The sequence below is a fragment of the Aurantimonas coralicida DSM 14790 genome, assembly GCF_000421645.1.
Classification (GTDB): domain Bacteria; phylum Pseudomonadota; class Alphaproteobacteria; order Rhizobiales; family Rhizobiaceae; genus Aurantimonas; species Aurantimonas coralicida.
On sequence record NZ_ATXK01000005.1, the window covers coordinates 277,934 to 300,468 of the forward strand.

Below are 22,535 nucleotides of genomic sequence, written 5' to 3' on the forward strand. Positions count from 1 at the left end.
GAGGAGAGGCGGTTTGAACAGGGTGGCGGACAGGCTCCGCAGCCGCTTCCCCCACCTCTGGGGCAAGGACCTCGCCACAATTGATTGACTGATCAATCAACATCATTATCTTTACGGCATGACCCAGTTGAAAACGCCCCGCCTCGGCCGTGGCGGAATCGAGACCGAGCGTCGCCAGGCGCTGATCGGTGCCGTGATCGGCGCCGTCGAGCAGGCCGGCTCGATCGAAGTGACCATGGCCGACATCGCGGCGCGGGCCGGCGTCTCGCCCGCCCTCGCCCACCATTATTTCGGCGCCAAGGACGATCTGCTGATCGCCGCCATGCGCCAGCTGCTGCGCGAGTTCCGCGCCGAGGTCACCCGGCGGCTGATCGCCTCGCGCACGCCGCGCGAGCGCGTCTCGGCGGTGATCGAGGCGGCCTTCGACGAAAGCCAGTTCCGCCGCGAGGCGATCAGCGCCTGGCTGGTCTTCTACGTCTACGCCCGGCGCTCCTCGGAAGCGGCGCGCCTGCTGCGCGTCTATTTCCGGCGGCTGGAGACCAATCTCATCTCGGGCCTGGAGCCGCTGGTCGGCCCGGTCGCCGCGGTCTCCGTCGCCGCTGCCGCCGGCGCCATGATCGACGGCGTCTGGCTGCGCCAGGCCCTGACACCCCTCACCGCGCCCGATCGCGCCGCCGCCGTGCGGATGATCGAGCGGGTCATCGATGCGGAGATTGCCCCATGAAGACCCTCGACGAAGCCGACTACGTCGTCGTCGGCTCCGGCTCGGCCGGTTCGGCGCTGGCCTACCGCCTGTCGGAATCCGGACGCTACGACGTCGTCGTGGTCGAGGCCGGCGGTACCGATGCGGGCCCCTTCATCCAGATGCCGGGCGCGCTGTCCTTCCCGATGAACATGGCGCGCTACGACTGGGGCTACCGGGCCGAGCCGGAAGAGACGCTGGCCGGCCGCCGGCTGGCGACGCCCCGCGGCCGCGTCATCGGCGGCTCGTCCTCGATCAACGGCATGGTCTATGTGCGCGGCCACGCCAAGGATTTCGACCATTGGGCCGAGAGCGGCGCGGCGGGCTGGGGCTACGGCGACGTCCTGCCCTATTTCAAGCGGATGGAATGCTTCGAGGGCGGCGGCACCGAGCCCCGTGCCGACGGGCTGCCGGCCGGCGATCCGGCGTGGCGCGGCATGTCCGGCCCGCTCAATGTCCAGCGCGGCGCCATGGAGAACCCGCTCTACGGTGCCTTCATCGAGGCCGGCAGACAGGCCGGCTATCCGCTGACCGACGATTACAACGGCGAAAAGCCGGAGGGCTTCGGCCCGATGCAGCAGACGATCTGGCGCGGCCGGCGCTGGTCGGCCGCCAATGCCTATCTGCGTCCCGCCATGGCCCGCGGCAATTGCCGGCTGGTGCATGGCAATGTCGCGCGCATCGCCTTCGAGGGCACCCGCGCCGTCGGCGTCGAGATCGGCCGGCGGGGCCGGCGCACCGGCATCGTGCGGGCCCGGCGCGAGGTGGTGCTGGCGGCCGGCGCCATCAATTCCCCGACCATCCTCATGCATTCGGGCATCGGCGATCCGGCCGAATTGTCGCGCGTCGGCATCCGCACCCGGGTGGCGCGGCCCGGCGTCGGCCAGAACCTGCAGGACCATCTGGAGGTCTATATCCAGCAATCCTGCACCCAGCCGATCACCCTCAACGGCTATCTGCATCTCTTCGCCAAGGGCCGCGTCGGGCTGGAATGGATGCTGATGCACACCGGTTACGGCGCCACCAACCATTTCGAGGCGGCGGGCTTCATCCGTTCGGCACCGGGGATCGAATATCCCGACATCCAGTATCATTTCCTGCCCGGCGCGATCCGCTATGACGGCCAGGCCGCGGCCCCCGGCCACGGCTTCCAGGCCCATGTCGGACCGATGCGCTCCAAGTCGCGCGGCCGGATTCGGCTGAAGAGCGACGATCCGGGCGCTGCGCCCTCGATCCGCTTCAACTACATGACGCATCCGGACGACTTTCCCGAGTTCCGCCAGGCGATCCGGCTGACCCGCGAGCTCTTCGCCCAGGCCGCCTTCGACGATTATCGCGGGCCGGAAATCCAGCCCGGCGCGGCGGTGCAGAGCGATGCCGAGCTCGACGCCTTCATCGCCGAACATGCCGAGAGCGCCTATCACCCCTGCGGCACCTGCCGCCTCGGCGCGCCGGACGATCCGGACGCGGTGGTCGATCCCGCCTGCCGGGTGATCGGCACCGAGAACCTGCGGCTGGCCGATTCCTCGATCTTCCCGCGCATCCCCTACGGCAATCTCAACGGCCCCTCGATCATGGTCGGCGAGAAGGCCGCCGACCACATTCTCGGTGACGGCATGCTGGCCCCCGAGCCCGACAAGCAGCCCTGGATCGACCCCCACTGGCGCGAACGCCAGCGGTAGGGCGGGCGGCTGGCGGGCGATGTTCGTGCGGAGAGCGCCGGCGAGGCCGTGACCTCGTCTAACAAGGTCGTCGTCGAGGGTGGGGTGCGCGTGTTTGACGTGGTGCGGGTGGCAGCGTCGAGCTGCTGCCAACCTCGCCGGAAGAGCGCCTTCATCAATCAAGGTCGTCATCCTCGGGCCTGACCCGAGGACCCATGCCGGCACCGGTGACGCGTCGCTATTCTCCGACGGAGTGGGCACCGAACCGCAGAGGAATGGGTCCTCGGGTCAAGCCCGAGGATGACGCGCGTCGGGGGTGGGGTGCGCCTTGGGTCGGGCGTCGCGTGGGTGGTCGCGTCGAGCAGCTGCCAACCTCAGCAGAAGAGCGCCTTCATCAATCAAGGTCGTCATCCTCGGGCTCGACCCGAGGACCCATGCCGTCCCCGGTGGCGCCGCCAGATCCTTCGACGGAAGATCCCCTATCCACAAAACACACCGCATCAAAGCATCGCCACGCCTCAACGCACGACCGCGCCGGTCGACGGCGGCGGACCGTGGCGGTTGGTGGCGTCGCTGGGCTGGACGGCGAAGTAGAGGAACACCAGCCAGCCGATCAGCGGCACCAGATTGACTAGGAACCACCAGCCGCTGCGGCCGGTGTCGTGCAGGCGGCGCACCGAGACGGCCAGCGACGGGATGAAGATCGCCAGCGAGAAGATCGAACCGAGCGGCTGGTAACCCTCGCCCGAGAAGGGCGCGAGGCCCATGGCCGGGCCGACGAGAATCGCATCGAGGATACCCAGGACGAAATTGCCGAGCAGCGTGAACAGCGCGAACCACCAGAATTCCGAGCGTGGCGCGCGGCCCCGGAAGGTGGCGTAATTTGCAAAGACCGAACGGATGGCTTCGGTGAACGACATGGCGTGCCCCCTTGCGTCTGCCGGCCGGTTGCCGGCATCGCCAGCCTGCCCGATCCCGACGCGGGACGCCACCTTGGGCGCTGGGCTGGTCTTCGAGGGAGGGGGCACTGAAGCGCGGAGGCATGGGTCCTCGGGTCAAGCCCGAGGATGACGCGCGTCGGGGGTTGGTGCGCCTCGGGTCGGGCGTCGCGTGGTGGTGGCGCCGAGCAACTGCCGACCTCGCCGGAAGAGCTGCTCCATCAAACAAGGTCGTCATCCTCGGGCTTGACCCGAGGACCCATGCCGTTCCCGGTGCCGCATCGCTATTCTCAGACGGAGTGGACACCGAACCGCAGAGGAATGGGTCCTCGGGTCAAGCCCGAGGATGACGCGCGTTATAGTTGGGGGCCGTGTGTAGGACGTCGTGCGGATGGTGGGCGTGGCATCTGCCGGCTTGCCGCCAAGCTGTCCCCGCAAACGGCGGTTCGCGTCATTCCAGCAGCTGCGTCAGCGGTGCGTGGCGGCGCCTTCACCACCGGCCGCCGGACACACCGAGATCCGCACCGGGGCGGCGGCGGTTTTGCCGAGGGTGAGGCAGGCGTCGGTGTCCGGGGTGTCCGCGACATCGCCGAGAGGGCAAAGCGTCCAGCCGGAGCCGGTGGCGCCGGAGGCGGCGAGGACGAGTTCGGGGACCGGCGCCAGATGCGGCGTGTAGACATAGGCGCCGTCGCGCAGGACGGCGTCCGGCGGTGGCTCCATGCCGGCGCCGGAGCCCTCGACGCGGCCTTCGACGACCGTCAGCCCCTGCGGCCCCGCCACCCAGCGCTCCTCCCAGCGGGTCTTCTCGACCGAATGGGTCCAGGAGAGCGAGAAGGCGGTGGTGGCCAGGGTCAGCGTCTTGGCGCCGGCGGCGATGCAGATCATTCGGCCGGCGACACCGTCTCGTCGCGGGGCGCGGCACCGGCTTTGGCCGGCCCGCTGCCACCGCCGGTGCGGTTGACCGCCTCGGGCCGCCCGTGCCGGCGGATCTGCAGCGCATGCCAGCCGAGGATCAGCGCCGCCAGGGCGAAGCCGATCTCGTCGGTGATGGGCATTGCGGCGATCAGCGTAAAGGCCGCGACGGTCGCCACCGCCCGCTCCCACCATTTCAGCGGCGCGACCAGGTAGCCGATCGCCGCGGCGCCCCACAGGCCGATGGCCAGGCACGCCTTGAAGACGATGTAGGCGACAGCCGGCCAGTAGCCGATGGATTCGGCCAGCGGGCCGCCATCCTGCAGCATCAAAGCGGGCGTGTAGACCGCCATGAAGGGGATGACGAAGCCGGCCAGCGCGACCTTCACCGCCTCGAAGGAGATCTTCAGCCCCGGCGCCTTGGCGATGGGCGCGGCCGCAAAGCAGGCCAGCGCCACCGGCGGCGTCAGGTCGGCAAGGATGCCGAAATAGAAGACGAACATGTGGGAGACGATCAGCGGCACGCCGAGGGCGAGCAGCGCCGGGCCTGCGATTGAGGAGGTGATGATGTAGTTGGGGATGGTCGGGATGCCCATGCCCAGGATCAGGCAGGTGATCATGGTCAGCACCAGCGACAGGAACAGCGAGGTGTCGCCGACCGCCACGATGAACTGGCCGAAGGTGTTGGCGACGCCGGTCAGCGTCATCGTGCCGACGATGATGCCGACGATGGCGCAGGCGATACCCACCGGCAGGGCCGTCTTGGCGCCCTCGGCGAGCGCGTCGCGGGTCAGGAGCAGCGTCTCGCGGCCACCCCGGAACAGGGCGCAGAGAGCGATCAGCACGGCCAGCGCGATGACCACCGGCAGGATGCCGTATTCGAAGAAGGCGGCGGCCGAGAGGCCGAGGCCGATCCAGAAGACGTAGCGCAGCCCCTGCACCGAGATCCGGCCCGCCAGCGGCGCGCCGAGGATCAGCAGCGCGGTCAGCGCCAGGCCGATCGTGCCGGCATAGAGCGGCGTGTAGCCGGTGAACAGCAGATAGACGAGGACGCCGAGCGGCAGGAGCAGGTACCAGCCCTTCTTCAGCGCGTTCAGCGCCGAGGGCAGCTCGCCCTTCTCCAGGCCGATCAGGCCGCGCTTGCCGGCCTCCAGATGCACCATCCAGAACACCGAGCCGAAATACAGCACCGCCGGAATGACCGCGGCCTGGACGACGGCGGCATAGGGCACGTTCAGCGTCTCGGCCATGATGAAGGCGACGGCGCCCATCACCGGCGGCATGATCTGGCCGCCCATGGAGGCGGTGGATTCGACGCCGCCGGCAAAGGCGGCGCGATAGCCGAAGCGCTTCATCAGGGGAATGGTGAACTGGCCGGTGGTCACCACATTGGCGACGCCCGAGCCGGAGATCGTTCCCATCAGGCCGGAGGAGATGACCGCGACCTTGGCGGCGCCGCCCTTGGCCCCGCCGACGAGGCCGAGCGAGATGTCGGTGAACAGCTTGATCATGCCGGCCCGCTCGAGGAACGAGCCGAACAGGATGAACAGGAAGATGTAGGAGGACGAGACGTAGGTCGGGATGCCGTAGATGCCCTCGGTGCCGAAGGCCATGTGATCGACGATCTGGCTGAACGGGTAGTAGCGGATGACGAAGGGCGACGGCAGGAAGCGCCCGAACAGGCAATAGGCCAGGAACAGGCCGGCGATGATCGGCAGGGCCGGCCCCATGATCCGCCAAGTGGCGACAAAGAGCACGGCCAGCGCCGCGACGCCGACGATCGTGTCGGCCAGCGACGGCATGCCGGCGCGGAAGATCAGCGCCTCGTATTCCCACCATTGATAGACGGCGACGCCCATGCCGGCGAGGCCGAGCAGCCAGAACAGTGCCCTCAGCCCGGCATTCTCGCCCTTGATGGCGGCGACCAGCGGCAGGCCGAGCAGGCACAGGAAGCCGACATGGACGGCCCGCACGATCTGGCTCGGCAGGTCCCACAGATGCGCTGCGGTGGCGAGCTGGAAGATCGAGAAGGTGAAGGCGATCCAGAACAGGATCCGCCCTTCCGTGCCGAGCGGGAAGCCCGAGGACAAGGGATCGTGGTGGCTCACGGGCTCGCCGTCCGGCGCCAGCTCGTGATGCTTCTCCAGTTCTCCCGGCGTACCCTGACTCATCTACGGCTCCTCCCAGAGGCCTGTCACGGCCGGACCTTACATCATCGCCCCCGAAAGGCGACCGCCCTTTCCGGCACGATGGCCTCCCCCGTCAAGGCCTGCCGTAGATCCGGGCGATCTCGTCCACCACCGGCGCCGATCCGAAGCGCACCGGATCGGTGGCCGGCAGGCCATGTTCCTCGGCCAGTTCGGCCAGCAGCGCCCGCGCCGCATCCTCCTCGAGCTTCGCGGTGTTGACGCAGAGGCCGACGCAGCGAATGTCCGGATTGGTCAGCCGGCCCATGGCGATGGTCGCCTCGATGACCGCCGCGATGGTCGGCAGCGGCGTCGCCACGCCGCGCATCGTGGTGCGGGTCGGCTCGTGGCAGACGACGAAGGCATCGGGCTGCGAACCGTGCAGCAGACCGAGGGTCACGCCGGCAAAGGACGGGTGGAACAGCGAGCCCTGCCCCTCGACCACGTCCCAGTGGTCCTCCGCGGCATCGGGCGTCAGCCATTCGGCCGCGCCGGCGATGAAGTCGGCAACGACGGCATCCAGGGGCACGCCGCGCCCGGCGATCAGGACGCCGGTCTGGCCGGTGGCGCGGAACTCGGCGTCGAAGCCGGCCGCCTGCATGTCACGCTCCAGGCACAGGGCGGCGTATTTCTTGCCGACCGAACAATCGGTGCCGACCGCCAGCAGGCGCTTGCCGCTGCGCTTGTGGCCCTTGCCGGTGGCGTAGCTGCGATCGGGCTGGCGCAGATCGGTCAGCTTGCGGCCGTTCGCCTCGGCCGCTGCCGCAATGCGCTCAATCGAGCCGAGCCGCACATGCAGGCCGCTGGCGACATCCAGCCCGGCTTCGAGCGCCGCCACGATGGTGTCGATCCAGTGCTCGGGCAGGACCCCGCCGGCATTGACGACGCCGACGACCATGGTCTTCGCGCCGGCCGCGACCGCCTCGGGCACCGTCATCTCGTCGAGGCCGAGATCGGCGCCGCAGCCCGGCAGCCGCAACTGCGCCAGGCACCAGTCCCGACGCCAGTCGACGACGCCCTGTGCGGTCTTGGCGGCCAGTGCGTCCGGCACGTCGCCGAGGAACATGAGATAGGGAGGGGTGACGTTCATGGCGCGACTTTCGGGAAGGGGATCTTCTGGCCGCAGACTGACCGAGTTGGCACGGCTTGTGAAGCGGTGCGACGGCAGCGAATGCGGCAGTGCACATCTGGCGGGGGGCGACGATCGCGAACCGGTTGTCCCGCGTCGCTCCGGCGGCCCGCGATGGTCTTGAGGACCCATGGCTGCCGGCAGGGTTCGCACCTGCCAGCCGCGCCGAAACCGGGCGCGGAACGAGGCTGCGCTATCACCCGATGCTCGGATGCGACAGACGAAGCGTCACTTTCGTTTTGCAAGTTGTTTTTCCGTCAAGTAACTTGCGAGGGGACGGAAGAGGAGCAGCGGATGGGGCAGGATGACCGTGACACAACGCGAGGGCATTTTCGCTCGCGCTGCTCGATCGCCCGCACGCTGGACATCTTCGGGGACAAGTGGACGCTGCTGATCGTCCGCGACCTGCTCTGGCACGGCAAGCACACATTCGGTGCCCTGCACGAAAGCGCCGAGCGCATTCCGACCAACATCCTCAGCGACCGTCTGCGCCGGCTGGAGACCTGGGGCCTGGTCGAGCGGCGCCCCTATGCCGACCGTCCGCCGCGGCACGAATATCACCTGACGGCGCGCGGCCGCTCGCTGGAAGATGCGCTTCTCGGCGTCATGGCCTGGGGGCATGCCCATCTGGATGGTGGCTTCTTCGATCCGCGCACCGGCTGGAGCACGCCGCCGCGCAGCCGGGTTTCCAACGACGGCAACGCCTGACGGCGGTACGCCGAGGCCACCGCGCCGTTCCGATCGCCGAAGACCTTTGGCCTCGCCGGCGAAATCCGGTAGAGCCAAGCAGACATTTTCCCTGAGCGAAGGCGATCCATGACCATCCGCGTCCACAAAGGCGATCTTCCCGACATCTCCCGCTACACCGGCCCGGTGGCGATCGACACCGAGACCCTCGGCCTCGACACCCGCCGCGACCGCCTCTGCGTCGTCCAGCTGTCGCCGGGCGACGGCACCGCCGACGTCGTCCAGATCGCCAAGGGCCAGCGTGAGGCGCCGAACATCACGGCGCTTCTCAAGGACCCGGCCAAGACCAAGATCTTCCACTATGCCCGCTTCGACGTCGCGGCGCTCTACCATGCCTTCGGCGTGATGACCGACGGCATCTTCTGCACCAAGATCGCCTCGCGCCTGACCCGCACCTACACCGACCGGCACGGTCTGAAGGATCTGGCCCGCGAGATGGTCGGCGTCGACATCTCCAAGCAGCAGCAATCGTCGGACTGGGCCGCCGAGACCCTGTCGCAGGCGCAGGTCGAATACGCCGCCTCCGACGTCCTCTATCTGCACGACATCATGGGCGGTCTCTACAAGCGGCTGGAGCGCGAGGACCGCATGGAGCTGGCCAAGGCCTGCTTCACCTTCCTGCCGACCCGGGCCAAGCTCGACCTCGCCGGCTGGGACGACGAGGACATCTTCTCCCACTCGGCCTGACGCGTTCAAAACCGCCCGGAAAGGGCCGCGGACAAGACGTTCCCGGCCCTCTCCAGCAGGGTGCGGGCAGCGTTGCTTGCACGAAACTGAAGCCGCCTGAAAGAATGTCTTTGGCGCGGCATCGCGTGTCGCAAAACAGACTGGATCGGCCCCTTCGTCCAACGCATATGCGCGGCATCAGCAACGCGCTCGACGAAAGGCGCACACCATGACCCGCAGCCCTCTGATGCAGTCCCTCGCCGTCTCCGGCATGCTTACCGTCGCGCTGCTTGCGACTGTCGCGTTGCTGAAGCTCGTCGGCTAATTTCCGCCCCCGGCGTCGCGCTGAGAACAGCCGGCCGGATGGGCGACAGGCGACCGACATTCCAGTCGGCGCAGACACAAGAAGCGCGGCGAACCCGGTTCGCCGCGCTTCTTTCGTTTGAGGGGCCTGCTTCGATGACGGCCCACCCGAAAAGGGTCGGCCGGCTTCCCGCGACAGTGCGAATGCGCCTCAGGCCGCGACGGCGGTCTGGCCCTGATGCGTCTCGTCCGCCGGACGTCGGCGGCGCTGGGCCCAGACGATCAGGCCGAGCACCGCGAGCGCGGGAATGAACATCCAGTATTTCGACGGCTGATCGGTGGGCGTGCGCACCAGGGTGATCTCCTGGTCCCAGTCGAGCCCGGCCTTCTCGGCGGCCGAACCGAAGGCGACATTGTCGATGATCGTCTTGCCGTCGCGGTCGATCAGTTCCAGGCCGGCATTCTGCAGCCGTTCCTCGCCGGTCGCGCCGGCCGGAAGCGGTAGCTCGACCGAACGCTGGGACGGCTCGCCGAAGGCATCGAGATAATCGATGCGCAGGCGCAGCGGCTCGTTCTGCGGCGTCTCGGCCGCCGCCTCGACGACCTCGCTGCCCGGCCGCTCGGAATAGGGCGCGACCACCATGTCCATCCAGAAGCCCGGCCGGAACAGGGTGAAGGCGATCAGCAGCAGCGCGACGGATTCATAAGCGCGGTTGCGGGTGAGGAACCAGCCCTGCGTCGCCGCCGCGAACAAAAGCATGGCGATCGTCGCGACGATGGCGATGAAGATGCCGTGCGGGATGTCGACATTGATCAGCAGGAGGTCGGTGTTGAAGATGAACAGGAAGGGCAGCGCGGCGGTGCGCAGCGAGTAGAAGAAGGCGATGGCGCCGGTCTTGATCGGATCGCCGCCCGAAACGGCCGCCGCCGCGAAGGAGGCCAGCCCCACCGGCGGCGTCACGTCGGCCATGATGCCGAAATAGAAGACGAAGAGATGCACCGCGATGAGCGGCACGATCAGGCCGTTGGCCTCGCCCAGCGTGACGATGACCGGGGCGAGCAGCGCCGAGACGACGATGTAGTTGGCGGTCGTCGGCAGGCCCATGCCGAGGATCAGCGACAGGACGGCGGTCAGAAGCAGGATCGCCATCAGATTGCCGCCGGACAGGACCTCCACCACTTCCGCCAGCGCCGAGCCGACGCCGGTCTGGGACACGGCGCCGACGATGACGCCGGCCGTGGCGGTGGCGATGCCGATGCCGATCATGTTGCGGGCACCGGTGATCAGGCCGTCGATCAGGTCGAGGAAGCCGCGGGTGGTCTGGAACCCGTAATCGCCGGTGCCGCGGAAGAAGGCGGTGATCGGGTGCTGGGTGATCAGGATGAAGATCATGAAGGCGGCCGCCCAGAAGGCCGACAGGCCGGGCGACAGGCGATCCACCATCAGCGCCCAGACGAGGACGACGACCGGCAGGATGAAGTGCAGGCCGGATTTCACCGTCGGGCCGGGACGCGGCAGTTCGGTGATCGGCTTGTCCGGATCGTCCATCTTCGGCGCCGGATATTTCGCCCCGTACCAGAGAAGGCCGACATAGACCGCCACGAGCAGCGCGAAGACCACCCAGCCGGCATTGTCGCCGAAGGCCGGGCGGATCCAGCCCATGCCGTAATAGACGCCGAAGGACAGGGCGCACAGGACGAGAATGCCGAAGACGACGCCGACCAGCCATTGCAGCCACGGCTTGGGCTCGTAGGAGCGCGGCAGGCCCTGCATGCCGGCCTTCATCGCCTCCAGATGCACGATGTAGACCAGCGCGATGTAGGAGATGATCGCCGGCAGGAAGGCGTGCTTGACCACGTCGAAATACGGGATGCCGACATATTCGACCATCAGGAAGGCCGCCGCGCCCATCACCGGCGGCATGATCTGGCCGTTGACGGAAGATGCCGTCTCGACGGCGCCGGCCTTTTCGGCCGAGAAGCCGACCCGCTTCATCAGCGGAATGGTGAAGGTGCCGGTGGTCACCACATTGGCGATGGATGAGCCGGAGATCAGGCCGGTCATGGCCGAGGAGACGACGGCGGCCTTGGCCGGTCCGCCGCGCATGTGGCCCATCAGCGAGAAGGCGACGTTGATGAAGTAGCTGCCGGCCCCGGCCTTGTCGAGCAGCGAGCCGAACAGCACGAAGAGGAAGACGAAGGAGGTCGACACGCCGAGCGCGATGCCGAAGACGCCTTCGGTGGTGATCCACTGGTGGTTGACCACCTCCGACAGCGAGTTGCCCTTGTGGGCGATGATCGACGGCATGTAGGGGCCGAGGAAGGTGTAGACGAGGAAGACGGTCGCCACGACCATCAGCGCCGGTCCAAGCGCCCGGCGCGTGCCTTCCAGCAGCACCATCAGGCCGACCGTGCCGACCATGAAGTCGGTCATGTTGGGCGCGCCGACGCGGCCCGAAATCGAGGTATAGGCGAAGAACAGGTAGGAGGCGGTCACCGCGCCGGCGATCGCCAGCACCCATTCATGGGGCAGGACGCGCCGCGACGGCGACGGCAGCAGCGCGAAAACGACCATCGTCACCGTGATGACGGGAATGTACCAGCCCGGCAGGACGCCGGTCGCGCCCTCCAGGAAGAGATAGCCGAGCAGCAGCGGCACGCCGGCGCCCAGCACGAGCTGGGGGATCGAGCGCGTCTCGGTGTCGTTGAAGACGCCGAAGCCGACCATGAAGGGGATCGGCGAGGCGATCCAGAGCTGGAACAGCGACCAGGCTAGCGCGACGCCGGAGATCAGGTAGGCGACGGGCCTGGCGGGGCTGCGTCCGCCGGTGTCGGAGGAGGCGACGAGCTCGTCGAGCTTCTCCTGCCGGGAGGTGGCGGATTCGACGTCGACGGAATCGATGGTGCGGTTGCGCTCGTCGTCGAGGCTGTCGGAATGACGTGGGTCTCGGGCCATCGCAGCTGGTCACTCCGCCTGTCTGATACGCGACTACAGGAACGTTTCGGGGCGAAGGGCGGCGGGTCGCATGACCGGCCTCTCGTCGTCGCCGACGCCCCGCATGGGCGGAGCGCAAAAGTGCCGGCCGGCGGACATCTGCCGCCGGCCGGCCGGATGGCGGGCCTTACAGGAGGCCGGCTTCCTTGTAGTAGCGCTCGGCGCCCGGATGCAGCGGCGCGGAATTGCCGGCCGAGATCATCTCTTCCTTGGTCAGGTTCTCGAAGGCCGGATGCAGCTTCTTGAACCGGTCGAAGTTCTCGAACACGGCCTTGACCACCTGGTAGACGGTCTCCTCGTCGACCTGGTCGGACGACACCATGGTAGCGCGCACGCCGAAGGTCTCGGTGTCCTCGGCATTGCCCTCATAGAGGCCGCCCGGGATGGTCGCCTTGGAGTAATACGGGTTCTCGTCGACCAGCTTGTCGATCTCCTCACCGGTCACCGGGACCAGCTTGGAGGCGCAGGAGGTGGTGGCCTCCTGGATCGAGCCGTTCGGATGGCCGACCGTGTAGATGATGGCGTCGACCTTGTTGTCGCACAGGGCCTGCGACTGCTCGGCGGCCTTCAGCTCGGAAGCCAGCGAGAAATCGTCCATCGACCAGCCCTTGCGGTCCATGATGATTTCCATCGTGGCGCGCGAGCCGGAGCCCGGGTTGCCGATGTTGACGCGCTTGCCCTTCAGGTCGTCGAAGCTCTCGATGCCGGAATCGGCACGGGCAACCACCGTGATCGGCTCGGGATGGATGGAGAAAACCGCACGCTCGCCGGCGAAGGGATCGTCCTTCCAGGGGTCCTGGCCCTCGAGCGCGTTGTACTGCATGTCCGACTGGGCGACGCCCATGGTCTGGTCGCCGGCCTTGATCGCGTTGATGTTGGCGACCGATGCGCCGGTCGACGGCGCCGTGCAGCGCAGACCGTTCTTCTCGCTCTCACGATTGACCAGACGGCAGATCGACTGTCCGACGACGTAGTACACGCCGGTCTGACCACCGGTGCCGATGGTGATGAATTTTTCCTGCGCGGTGGCCGCGCCGGTCGACATGGCAAGGGCTGCAAGCCCGGCTGCGACCCATCCGGTTTTCTTCATTGGGAGCTTCCTCTTTTTTGTTCGGTCAGACCCTCAATCCTAGCGGAGAGTTCGGTCGGGCCAAGTGCCGGCAGTAAGACAACTTTCCCCCTCATGTGCAAGATGGCGGGCCGCAGCCGGCCCCGAACGCCGTCCGGGCGGTGCGGGTGGTTGCCAAGGTCCGGCGGCGCCCTTTCTTCGACCACGCAGATGGTGGAAGAGGACCCCATGACACGCTGGACACGCACAGGACGCGGCATGGGCCTGGCCGCGCTGACGACGGCCCTTTGCGGGATCGTCGCCGGCGGACCGACCGTCGCCGCGGCGGCGCCTGGCGGGGCCGTGCCGCCCATCGTCTTCGTGCATGGCGACAGCGATTCCGCCGCCTTCTGGATGCCGGTCCTTTGGCGCTTCGAAAGCAACGGCGTGCCGGCCGAGCGGCTGTTCGCCGTCGATATCGACCACCCGGCGGCGCGGCTCGACGACCAGGTGGCACAGGAGAACCGCTCCTCGACCGAAGACGCCGCCCGCGCCGTTGCGGCAACGGTCGACCGGGCGCTCGCCGAGACCGGCGCCGACAAGGTCGCCATCGTCGGTCACTCCCGCGGCTGCCAGAGCGCCCGCAATTACGTGAAGAATTTCGGCGGGGCGGCCAGGACGGTGACGATGGTGCTGGCCGGCTGCGTCCATCACGGCGTCTATGTGAACCCGGAGGAGCGGACCGGATCGGAATATAACGGCGCCGGCGCGTTCCTGACCGCCCTCAACACGCCACCCGCCATTCCCGACGGCATCCCGACGACGATCCTGCGGTCCGACCGCTTCGATCTCTACGCCCAGCCCAACGGCCGGTTTCTCGGCCTGCCCGAGCAGGAGACCGGGATCTCCTACGACGCGCCGGAACTGGACGGCGCGCCGACGGTGGTGCTCGACGGTGCCGACCATCGCGAGACGGCCTCCTCGCCCGAGGCCTTCATCGCCATGTACACGGCGATCACCGGCAAGCCGCCGGCCAGGCTGGAGATCACGCCGGAAGAGCGGCCGCAGATCGGCGGGGAAATCTCCGGCTTTGCCAATGGCGCCCCCACCAACCGTCCCCTCGCCGGCGCCACGCTCGACATCTTCGCGGTGGACGCCCGGACCGGCGAACGCCTTGGCGACGCGGTGTTCAGCCAGACGGTCGGCGAGGATGGGCGCTACGGGCCGTTTCGCGCCACGCCGGACGCGGCCTACGAATTCGTGATCGCCGCAGAAAACTATCCGCTGACGCGGATCTACCGCGCGCCCTTCCCCCGCTCCACGACGCTCGCCCATCTGCGGCTGTATCCGGCGCCGGACCTGTCAGCGCCCGGCGAGATCGTCGGGATGATGCGGCCGCGCGGCTATTTCGGCATCGACGACAACGCCACGCTGGATGCCCTGCCGATCGCCGGCCGCCCGGAAAACGAGCCGGTTCCCTCGGTCTGGCGGGCCGCCGTCGCGATCCCCGGCGACACGCCGCAGACCGTGACCGGCGGTTTCGACGGCGAGGTCATCGCGGCCCGAACCTCGCCCGACGAGCCCAACGATGTCGTCTGGATCGAGCTGACCGACTGACGCTGCGCGCCCCGGAGAGGTATCCGGCGGCATTTGTGCCGCAGCCATTGTTCGGCGGCAAAACCCCCTTACTCTTGCGATGACAGGGGGTAGACGTCTAGTTCCCTTCCATGACCTTCGAAGAATGCGCCAGCGGCCCGTATCAGCATTGACCATCCTTACCCCCACCTACACCGAAGCCGAACGGATCGAGGCCCTTGAGGCGTACGAGATCCTCGACACCCCCCGCGAGGAGGAGTTCGACGATCTCGCCCGGATCGCGTCGGAGGTCTGCGGCACGCCCATCGCGGTGGTCAATTTCGTCTCCGATACCCGCCAGTTCTTCAAGGCCGAGGTCGGGCTGGGCGTGCGCGAGACGCCGGTGGACATCTCCTTCTGCAAGCATGCGCTGCTGGCCGAAGACATGATGATCGTGCCCGACGCGACGCAGGATTCCCGCTTCGACAACAATCCGCTGGTCTATGGCGACCCGCCGCTGCGCTTTTACGCGGGCGTTCTCGTGCGCTCGGCCGAAGGCCTGCCGCTGGGCACCATGTGCGTCCTCGACCACACGCCGCGCGAGCTCGACGCACACCAGATCCGCACGCTGCGCCTTCTCGCCCGGCAGGTCTCCGTCCAGCTCGAGCTGCATCGCTCCCTGCGGCGCACCAAGGCCGCCCTCGGCAACGTGCGCCGGCTGGAATCGCAATACCGGCAGATCGTCGACAGCGCCGTGGACTTCGCGATCATCACCACCGATCTCGACGGCAAGATCACCTCCTGGAGCCCGGGCGCCCAGCAGATCTTCGGTTGGAGCGAGACCGAGACGCTGGGCCGCCCCGCCGCGCTGGTGTTCACGGCCGTGGATCGCGAGGCCGACCTGGCCGTTCGCGAGATGGCGACCGCGCGCGAGACCGGCCGGGGCATCGGCGAAGGCTGGTATCAGCGCAAGGACGGCAGCCGGTTCTGGGCATCGGGCGAGATCATGCCGCTGATGGGCGAGGACGAGGTCCAGATCGGCTATCTGAAGATCCTGCGCGATCGCACGGTCGAGTACCAGGCCGAGGAACAGCGCAAGGAACTGACCCACGAATTGTCGCACCGGATGAAGAACGTCCTGGCGACCGTGCAGTCGATCGTTACCCAGAGCCTGCGCACCGCCGAATCCCTCGATGCGGGGCGCGACGCGATCTCCAGCCGGGTGCAGGCGCTGGCGCGGGCGCAGGACATCCTCACCCAGACGAGCTGGTCCGGCGCCGGGATCCGGCAGGTCGTGGACGAGGCCTTGGCCGCCCATCGCGCAGGTCAGGGCCGGATCGTCATTTCGGGTCCCGACGTCGTCCTCAGCCCGCAGCAGGTGCTCGGCCTGTCCTTGGCGCTGCACGAGCTGGCGACCAACGCGGCCAAATACGGCTCGCTGTCGATGCCGTCCGGCAAGGTGGAGATCAGCTGGGACGTCGGGCCCGACAAGGATTTCCGCTTCGACTGGATCGAGCGCGATGGCCCCCATGTGAACGAGCCGAGCCGGCGGGGCTTCGGCTCGCGGCTGATCGAGCGGATCGTCGGGTCGTATTTCGACGGCGGCGGCCAGCTCGACTTTCCGCCGTCCGGCGTCGTCTTCCGGCTGACGGGATCGCTCGGTTGAGCCGGCAACCGCGCCGCTGATGGCCGGCCCGAACTCGCAACTGCGCTGGTTCGCGAGCCTTCTGTGGCACAGTTTCTGGGGTCTGCCGGTCCTGATGATCGCAGCGGCGATCGGCATCGCCTTCACCCTTCTGCTGCTCGATGCCGGCGGCGCATCGGCCTGGATCGGCAGCTTCGGCTACCCCTTCGCCCTGTCGGGCGGCACGGCCCGCGAGTTGGCGAACACCTTCGCCGCGGTCCACGCCACCTTCGTCTCCCTGTATTTCTCGATCACGCTCTTGGTGCTGACGCTCGCTGCCGGTAATCTCGGCGTACGGCTGATCGACCGCTGGATCGGGCATGGCCGGGTCCGCTTCACCATCGGCCTCCTGCTCGGCTCCCTCGCCTGGGCGCTGATCGCGCTGGCCGCGGTCAATGCCGGCGACGGCGAGGACGGCTATGCGCGGCTGACCCTGTTCACCCTGCTCGTCGTCACGCTCTTCGTCATTTCGTGGCTGGCCTTCGCCCTGCACGATCTCGGCCGCATCATCCATGTCGACACCGACATCACGGCGCTCCGCAGGGATGCGGTGGCCGACGCGACGCCGCTCCGCAGATTGGCGGCCACAGCCCTCGCGATCGACTGGACCGCCGGCCGCGGGCTCGCCGCACCCCGCGACGGCTATGTGGAGACGATCGACCGGCTGGCGCTGGCCGACCGGATGGGCGAGGCGGGCGGGCATCTGAAGCTCGTCGTGAGCGTCGGCGACTATGTGATGCGCGGCGAGCCGCTGGCCCTTCTCGCTAGCAACCCGCTGGACGACGGGCAGGCGACGGCTCTGACGCGCGCCTTCGGCATCGGGCGCTTCCGCAGCGGTGCGCAGGGCGCGCCGTTCCACGTGAATCTTCTGGTCGAGATCGCCGGCCGGGCCCTGTCGCCGGCGGTGAACGACTTCTACACGGCCTTTGCCTGCATCGACGGGCTCGGCCCGATCGTGATCGCGCAGGGCCAGCTCCCCCAGCATCCGCAATGGGTGGCCGACGCGGCCGGCAATGCCCGCGTCCTCGTGGTCGATGAGCCCTTCATCCGCCTGTTCCGGACGCCGCTGGACGCGTTACGAAACGCGGCGGCGCCCAATCCGCAGGTGGCGATCCGGCTGATTGCCATGCTGCGCCGGGCGACCGGCATGATCGGCGATGCCGGGATCCGGCGATTCCTGGAGGATCAGGCCCGTGCGCTTGCCGATCAGGCCAGCACAAAAGCGCAAGCCGATCGCGATCGCGCCGCGATCGCCGCAGCATGGGACGGGGCGGCCGTCCCGCACGATGGGTGACGGCGCCGGGCCGCTGCAACCGGTGGGGAAGGCTCGCCGTTTCATCACCATGAGGCACATGGCGCGATTGTCTCGCAACGCCGAGACGGCGATAGTCGCAAGGAAGCGCCCGGCGGCGCGGGAGGAACGCAGGTGATATTCATCAGGCGACAGCGCGCCATGAGCGACGCGGCAGCGATCGGTTCGGGCAATTCGCGGGAGATGGCCGCCACGCTGTTCGGCGGCGCCTTGGGGCTGGCCCTCGGTCTCGCCGCGCCGTCCGCGCTGGCCGCCGACTGCAAGTCATCGGCCGAGCCGGGCATCGACTGGAGCCATTGCGACCGCAGCAATCTCATGCTGTCGGGCGTCGACCTCGCAGGCGCCGACCTGACCGACACCGATTTCACCCTTACGGATCTGCGCAACGTGAGTCTCGCCGAAGCCAATCTGGAGAAGGCGACGCTGGTGCGCGCGTCGCTGGCCGGGGCAAAGGCCGACGGGGCCAGCTTCCGCAAGGTCGAGGGATACCGCGCCAATCTGTCCTATCTGGCGGCCAGGGACGCGGCCTTCGAGGGCGGCGAATTCCAGCGGGCGAGCTTCGATGCCGCCAAGCTGCCCGGCAGCCGCTTCGACAAGGCGGAACTCGGCCGCGCGTCGTTTCGCGGCGCCGATCTCACCGGGGCCCGCTTCAGCTACGCCAATCTCGCCCGCGCCCAGTTCACCGGCGCGACCCTGACCGGGCAGCCCGATTTCACCGGCGCCTATCTGTATCTGACACGGCTGGAAGGGCTGGATCTTGCGACGGCGACGGGCCTGGAACAGGCGCAGCTCGACCTTGCCTGCGGCGACGATGCGACGCGCCTGCCCGACGGCCTGCAGCGCCCGGCCGACTGGCCGTGCCCGGCGGAGTGAGAGCTGAGAGTACGGTCGGCAGGACCGACAAAGGGCCGCGAAACAATCGCGCGATCGGCACTCGTCGTGGCAGGAGCCAGGACAGGCCATCGGTCATCAGGGCACAGGGACGGACCGCCCGGTGGCTCGCTGTCTGTTCAGAATGGTGAGGGAAGAATTTGGTGGAGCCAAGCGGGAAACATCCTGGGCACAAACTTCCGCAGTTCGATCAACAACCTATTGACGTCTATGGTGCTTCGGGTGCAGTAGGCGGGTACGTTAATGGGTACGAGATAGGGAAGTATGCCGGCTAGGTCGTCTGAGAAGAGGAGGTATCTGGAGTTCCACGGCGGTAAGTGGCGGGTATCGATGGCGGTCCCTAGGGAGCTATCGCATAAGTTCGGCACGCGGCTTAAGCGTCCTCTTCATACCGACAGCCTAACCACAGCGAACCGCCTCAAGTGGTCTGTAGTTGCCGAGTTCAAAGCATTGATCGAAGCGGAGCGCGACGGACACGGTAGCCCACTGCAACGGGAGGCGCTCGCCCTCGCCCGCGATATACAAGCAGCGCAAACTGTGAGCCATAAGGAGTTCCTGTCGTCATACGTTGCGGAGCGGGCAAGAGAGATCGCCGGCCCCCACAAAGGCGAGGTATGGGACCCAGACAGCGACATGGTGGTCCCCACCTTCGATCCTGAACGGGAACGTAAGGCACATCAGTTCGCAAGGCTCGCTCAGGGCAAAGCAGTCCCGATTGAACTACACCGCCAGAGATACCTCGATCAGCTTGATGTGAAACCGAGGACACGCGGTGATGACGAACGTGCCATCCGTTATCTCCTCGAGTGGTGCAGACGCGAGGACGTGCCGCCTCATCTTGACGCAATCACCGAGCGCATCGCTGTCCGCTTCATGGACGACCTCCACAAGATCGGGCCAAGCGGCCATCCGGTCACTCTGAACAAGTACCTGCGGCGACTATCCCGTATCCATCCGGTGTGAGCCGCGGCGGTCTCGGTTTGCTGTGTTATCCTGACCGCGTGGAGATCGATAACGACAAGATCGATGATGCTGTCCTGGCACTTTTGTGGTTGACGCTGCACGGCAATCGGCGTGCCTGGAAGAGTTTTGACTGGGAAGTGACCGACCGTTTGCATCGGAAGGGAATGATCACTGACCCGGCGAACAAGGCAAAATCGGTGATGCTAACGGATGAGGGTCATCGGCGATCGGAAGACCTTTTCCGGGAGCTGTTTACGCGGCCGACGCCATGATCTCCTGACGGGGTGGCCAGTTCCAGGGCAGGAGTTCGTGGAGCCGAGTTTGGGGGATGTCGGCGATGCGCGCGAGGACGTCGGCGAGCCAGGCCTGCGGATCGATATCGTTCAGCTTGGCCGTCGCAATCAGCGTCAGCATGAAGGCGCAGCGATCGGCGCCGCGATCGGAACCGGCAAAGAGCCATGACTTGCGGCCGAGAGCCAGGCCGCGGATCGCGCGTTCCGCCGCGTTGTTCGTCAGGCAGATCCGGCCGTCGATGGTGAAGCGGGCAAAGCTGTCCCAGCGTGTCAGCATGTAGTCCATGGCCTTGGCGACCGGCGCGTGGCGCGACAGGCGCGCCCGCTCGATGCGCATCCAGTCCTCCAGATCGGCCAGAACGGCCACGCTTCGCTCCTGCCGGACAGCCAGGCGCTCTTTGGCAGGGCAGCCGTTCACCTCGCGTTCGATGTCGAACAGCGCGTCAATGCGCTTGACCGCTTCCAGTGCCAGCGGCGAGATCGGCGCTGCGTTCTTTCCTCGCCGGGCGCTTTTGGCGATGTCGGCGAGTTCGAAGAACTTCCGTCTCGAATGAGCCCAACAGAGCGCTTCCGTCACCGGAGTGGGACTTCGGCTTGCCTCATAAAGCCGGCCATAGCCGGGATAGGCGTCGGCCTGGAGGATCCCGCCATAGCCGGTGAGATGGCGTTCGGGATGCTCGGCCGTGCGGTCGCGCGAGGCGTAAAACAGGGCCGCCGGCGGTGCCTGTCCGCCGAAAGGCCGATCGTCGCGAACATAGACCCAGACCCGACCGGTCGCTGTCTTGCCCTTGGCCAGGATCGGCACGGTGGTATCGTCGCCATGCAGCCGCTCGGCGGCAAGAATGTGCCGCTCGATGAGGTCGTGAAGCGGGCGCAGGGCATCGACGCAAGCGCCGACCTGATCGGCGAGCGTCGACAGGCTGAGGTCGATCCCCTCGCGGGCGTAGCGGTCGGACTGGCGGTTCAGCGGCTGATGTTGCCCGAACTTCTCGAACAGGATCATCGCCAGGAGGTTTGGTCCGAGGAAGCCCCGCGGCGTCGTGTGGAACGGCGCTGGCGGCTGGGTGATCGTCTCGCACTCCCGGCAGGTGAACTTCTCGCGGACGGTCTGGATCACCTTCCATTGGCGTGGGATCACCTCCAGCGTCTCGGTGACGTCCTCGCCGAGCTTCGACAGCTTTGCCGAGCCGCAGCACGGACACGAAGTTGGCGCCTCGATCACCACCCGCTCCCTCGGCAGATGCTCGGGGAAAGGCTTCTTCGAGGGGCGCTTGCGGTTGAAGGCCTGAACGTTCGTCGTCTTCGCCGCGGCCCGTTCGGCGGCAAGCTCGTCCTCGGTGGCAGTGGCCTGGGCATCCTCGAGCTGCATCTCGAGCTGGTCGAGGAGACGGGCCTTGCGCTCCGAACGCGTCCCATAGAGTTCGCGCTTGAGCTTCTCGATCTCAAGCGTCAGATGCGCGATCAGGGCTTCGGCGTCCGAGGCCTTCGCCTTTCTGCGGGCCACTTCGGCTTCCGCCCGATCGGCACGCCGTTCGGCCGCCGCGAGGGCGGCCTTCAAAGCGGCGATATCATCTGGCGCGGCGGCCATGGCGGAAAATCCGAAGCAGTTCGTGACAAAGCCGATTCTGCCACAGACCCCCTGCAACACAAGGAGTTTATGCTATCCGACCGCGCTCGGGCGCCAGGTTCTCTGGGGATGGCGCCAGTCGATCCCTTCAAGCAGGTAGCCGAGCTGCGCCGGTGAGATCGTCACCGTTCCGTCGGCCGGTGACGGCCAGATAAAGCGCCCCCGTTCGAGCCGCTTCGTGAACAGACAGGCGCCCTGTCCGTCGTGCCAGATCACCTTGATCAGATCGCCGCGGCGACCGCGAAAGACCACGACATGGCCGTCGTTTGGATCCCGCTTCAGCGTCTCCTGGACCAACAGCGACAATCCGGGAAAGCCCTTGCGCATGTCGGTATGGCCAGTCGCCAGCCATACCCGAACGCCGCTCGGAACCGGGATCATCGACGACGGTCCACGACATCGAGAATGCGGCCGAGCGCCTCAACATCGATACCTGCGTCAACACGGATCGTGCGACCGCCGGAAAGCTCGATCTCGATCCGGTCCGACGCACGGCGCCGTCCCGTCTTCGCCCGTGCCGGAAAGTCGTGAGACGGTGCGGACGTCGGCGTCGGAATGGCAACTGTCACCGGAACCAACGCAGGCGGTTGAGGCCTCCGCGTCTCACAGAGCTGCTTTCTCCACCGAAATAGCTGGCTCGTATGGAGACCCGCCGAACGAGCCACTTGCGATGCCGTCACACCGGGCTCGAACGATGCCGCGACCAGCCGCTCCTTCTCCTCACGGCTCCAACGACGGCGGCTTCCGCCCCCGCCGGTAATCACCTCGAACTTTGCTATCGTCATAGTGCTGCTCCTAGGATTATTCCTAGGACTTCACCGATACGGCGAACGCTGTGAAGGCGGTACACCGCGTGGGCTTAC

19 protein-coding genes are annotated in these 22,535 nt (G+C 67.3%); 10 read left to right on the forward strand and 9 right to left on the reverse strand.

The features are described from left to right. Positions 1 to 127: 127 nt before the first annotated feature. The gene (betI, locus tag H536_RS0113365) at positions 128 to 724 is read left to right on the forward strand and encodes a choline-binding transcriptional repressor BetI (RefSeq protein ID WP_230787013.1); all 597 of its coding nucleotides are present in this window, start codon (positions 128 to 130) and stop codon (positions 722 to 724) included. Continuing rightward, positions 721 to 2,424 (forward strand): choline dehydrogenase, encoded by a 1,704-nt coding sequence (gene betA / locus H536_RS0113370; protein ID WP_024350954.1) that lies wholly within the window; start codon positions 721 to 723, stop codon positions 2,422 to 2,424. Before betI ends, betA begins: the two co-directional genes overlap by 4 nt. Positions 2,425 to 2,921: 497 nt before the next feature. Here the strand turns inward: betA and H536_RS0113375 are convergent, their stop codons facing one another. The 4 genes from H536_RS0113375 to dgcN all read right to left on the reverse strand — a co-directional run bounded on the left by H536_RS0113375 (position 2,922) and on the right by dgcN (position 7,529). Next, entirely contained in the window at positions 2,922 to 3,323 is a 402-nt protein-coding gene (locus tag H536_RS0113375; protein ID WP_024350955.1) for a DUF805 domain-containing protein, read from the reverse strand. Between the two features lie 486 nt (positions 3,324 to 3,809). After that, entirely contained in the window at positions 3,810 to 4,226 is a 417-nt protein-coding gene (locus H536_RS22630) for a DUF1850 domain-containing protein (RefSeq protein ID WP_051141597.1), read from the reverse strand. Beyond that, entirely contained in the window at positions 4,223 to 6,424 is a 2,202-nt protein-coding gene (locus tag H536_RS0113385) for a TRAP transporter permease (protein WP_024350957.1), read from the reverse strand. The genes H536_RS22630 and H536_RS0113385 overlap by 4 nt, the downstream gene beginning before the upstream one ends. Before the next feature lie 91 nt (positions 6,425 to 6,515). Next, the gene (gene dgcN, locus H536_RS0113390) at positions 6,516 to 7,529 is read right to left on the reverse strand and encodes an N-acetyltransferase DgcN (protein WP_024350958.1); all 1,014 of its coding nucleotides are present in this window, start codon (positions 7,527 to 7,529) and stop codon (positions 6,516 to 6,518) included. 333 nt (positions 7,530 to 7,862) lie between these two features. Between dgcN and H536_RS22635 the strand changes: the two genes are divergently transcribed. Continuing rightward, complete coding sequence (locus tag H536_RS22635; RefSeq protein WP_024350959.1) at positions 7,863 to 8,276, forward strand: winged helix-turn-helix transcriptional regulator; 414 nt, start codon at positions 7,863 to 7,865, stop codon at positions 8,274 to 8,276. A 108-nt stretch (positions 8,277 to 8,384) separates the two neighbouring features. Beyond that, positions 8,385 to 9,002: a ribonuclease D gene (locus tag H536_RS0113400; RefSeq protein ID WP_024350960.1), complete on the forward strand. Its 618-nt coding sequence runs from the start codon at positions 8,385 to 8,387 to the stop codon at positions 9,000 to 9,002. A 493-nt stretch (positions 9,003 to 9,495) separates the two neighbouring features. Here the strand turns inward: H536_RS0113400 and H536_RS0113410 are convergent, their stop codons facing one another. Together H536_RS0113410 and H536_RS0113415 are read right to left on the reverse strand one after the other, a co-directional pair. Further along, a complete protein-coding gene (locus H536_RS0113410; RefSeq protein WP_024350961.1) occupies positions 9,496 to 12,240 on the reverse strand; it encodes a TRAP transporter permease in 2,745 nt (914 codons plus the stop codon). 166 nt (positions 12,241 to 12,406) lie between these two features. Continuing rightward, positions 12,407 to 13,369, reverse strand: coding sequence for a TAXI family TRAP transporter solute-binding subunit (locus H536_RS0113415; protein WP_024350962.1), 963 nt, complete (start codon positions 13,367 to 13,369; stop codon positions 12,407 to 12,409). 207 nt (positions 13,370 to 13,576) lie between these two features. Here H536_RS0113415 and H536_RS0113420 point away from each other — a divergent pair, with 207 nt between their 5' ends. From H536_RS0113420 to H536_RS23775, 6 genes are all read left to right on the forward strand, one after another. Next, on the forward strand, positions 13,577 to 14,944 hold the full coding sequence (locus H536_RS0113420; RefSeq protein WP_024350963.1) for an alpha/beta fold hydrolase: 1,368 nt from the start codon (positions 13,577 to 13,579) through the stop codon (positions 14,942 to 14,944). Positions 14,945 to 15,092: 148 nt separating this feature from the next. Continuing rightward, positions 15,093 to 16,568, forward strand: a complete 1,476-nt coding sequence (locus H536_RS0113425; protein ID WP_024350964.1) for a sensor histidine kinase — start codon at positions 15,093 to 15,095, stop codon at positions 16,566 to 16,568. A 19-nt stretch (positions 16,569 to 16,587) separates the two neighbouring features. Beyond that, a complete protein-coding gene (locus tag H536_RS0113430; RefSeq protein WP_024350965.1) occupies positions 16,588 to 17,880 on the forward strand; it encodes a DUF2254 family protein in 1,293 nt (430 codons plus the stop codon). Positions 17,881 to 18,039: 159 nt separating this feature from the next. Next, positions 18,040 to 18,771, forward strand: coding sequence for a pentapeptide repeat-containing protein (locus tag H536_RS0113435; RefSeq protein ID WP_155898479.1), 732 nt, complete (start codon positions 18,040 to 18,042; stop codon positions 18,769 to 18,771). 282 nt (positions 18,772 to 19,053) lie between these two features. After that, positions 19,054 to 19,752 (forward strand): DUF6538 domain-containing protein, encoded by a 699-nt coding sequence (locus H536_RS0113440; protein WP_024350966.1) that lies wholly within the window; start codon positions 19,054 to 19,056, stop codon positions 19,750 to 19,752. A 38-nt stretch (positions 19,753 to 19,790) separates the two neighbouring features. After that, positions 19,791 to 20,024: a DUF6429 family protein gene (locus tag H536_RS23775; protein ID WP_035695345.1), complete on the forward strand. Its 234-nt coding sequence runs from the start codon at positions 19,791 to 19,793 to the stop codon at positions 20,022 to 20,024. On the opposite strand, the gene tnpC is transcribed toward H536_RS23775, so the two are convergent. The 3 genes from tnpC to tnpA all read right to left on the reverse strand — a co-directional run bounded on the left by tnpC (position 20,005) and on the right by tnpA (position 22,457). Further along, complete coding sequence (gene tnpC / locus H536_RS0113445; protein ID WP_024350967.1) at positions 20,005 to 21,633, reverse strand: IS66 family transposase; 1,629 nt, start codon at positions 21,631 to 21,633, stop codon at positions 20,005 to 20,007. The genes H536_RS23775 and tnpC overlap by 20 nt on opposite strands. Positions 21,634 to 21,705: 72 nt before the next feature. Then, the gene (gene tnpB / locus H536_RS0113450; RefSeq protein ID WP_024350968.1) at positions 21,706 to 22,053 is read right to left on the reverse strand and encodes an IS66 family insertion sequence element accessory protein TnpB; all 348 of its coding nucleotides are present in this window, start codon (positions 22,051 to 22,053) and stop codon (positions 21,706 to 21,708) included. Beyond that, positions 22,050 to 22,457, reverse strand: a complete 408-nt coding sequence (gene tnpA, locus H536_RS23780; protein WP_081651925.1) for an IS66-like element accessory protein TnpA — start codon at positions 22,455 to 22,457, stop codon at positions 22,050 to 22,052. The genes tnpB and tnpA overlap by 4 nt, the downstream gene beginning before the upstream one ends. Between the last annotated feature and the right edge of the window lie 78 nt (positions 22,458 to 22,535).

Excerpts from the sequence above, each read along its gene's own strand:
- betA (WP_024350954.1), top strand. The coding sequence starts at position 721 with ATGAAGACCCTCGACGAAGCCGACTACGTCGTCGTCGGCTCCGGCTCG.
- H536_RS0113375 (WP_024350955.1), bottom strand. The coding sequence starts at position 3,323 with ATGTCGTTCACCGAAGCCATCCGTTCGGTCTTTGCAAATTACGCCACC.
- H536_RS22630 (WP_051141597.1), bottom strand. The coding sequence starts at position 4,226 with ATGATCTGCATCGCCGCCGGCGCCAAGACGCTGACCCTGGCCACCACC.
- H536_RS0113385 (WP_024350957.1), bottom strand. The coding sequence starts at position 6,424 with ATGAGTCAGGGTACGCCGGGAGAACTGGAGAAGCATCACGAGCTGGCG.
- dgcN (WP_024350958.1), bottom strand. The coding sequence starts at position 7,529 with ATGAACGTCACCCCTCCCTATCTCATGTTCCTCGGCGACGTGCCGGAC.
- H536_RS22635 (WP_024350959.1), top strand. The coding sequence starts at position 7,863 with ATGGGGCAGGATGACCGTGACACAACGCGAGGGCATTTTCGCTCGCGC.
- H536_RS0113400 (WP_024350960.1), top strand. The coding sequence starts at position 8,385 with ATGACCATCCGCGTCCACAAAGGCGATCTTCCCGACATCTCCCGCTAC.
- H536_RS0113410 (WP_024350961.1), bottom strand. The coding sequence starts at position 12,240 with ATGGCCCGAGACCCACGTCATTCCGACAGCCTCGACGACGAGCGCAAC.
- H536_RS0113415 (WP_024350962.1), bottom strand. The coding sequence starts at position 13,369 with ATGAAGAAAACCGGATGGGTCGCAGCCGGGCTTGCAGCCCTTGCCATG.
- H536_RS0113420 (WP_024350963.1), top strand. The coding sequence starts at position 13,577 with ATGACACGCTGGACACGCACAGGACGCGGCATGGGCCTGGCCGCGCTG.
- H536_RS0113430 (WP_024350965.1), top strand. The coding sequence starts at position 16,588 with ATGGCCGGCCCGAACTCGCAACTGCGCTGGTTCGCGAGCCTTCTGTGG.
- H536_RS0113435 (WP_155898479.1), top strand. The coding sequence starts at position 18,040 with ATGAGCGACGCGGCAGCGATCGGTTCGGGCAATTCGCGGGAGATGGCC.
- H536_RS0113440 (WP_024350966.1), top strand. The coding sequence starts at position 19,054 with ATGCCGGCTAGGTCGTCTGAGAAGAGGAGGTATCTGGAGTTCCACGGC.
- tnpC (WP_024350967.1), bottom strand. The coding sequence starts at position 21,633 with ATGGCCGCCGCGCCAGATGATATCGCCGCTTTGAAGGCCGCCCTCGCG.
- tnpB (WP_024350968.1), bottom strand. The coding sequence starts at position 22,053 with ATGATCCCGGTTCCGAGCGGCGTTCGGGTATGGCTGGCGACTGGCCAT.
- tnpA (WP_081651925.1), bottom strand. The coding sequence starts at position 22,457 with ATGACGATAGCAAAGTTCGAGGTGATTACCGGCGGGGGCGGAAGCCGC.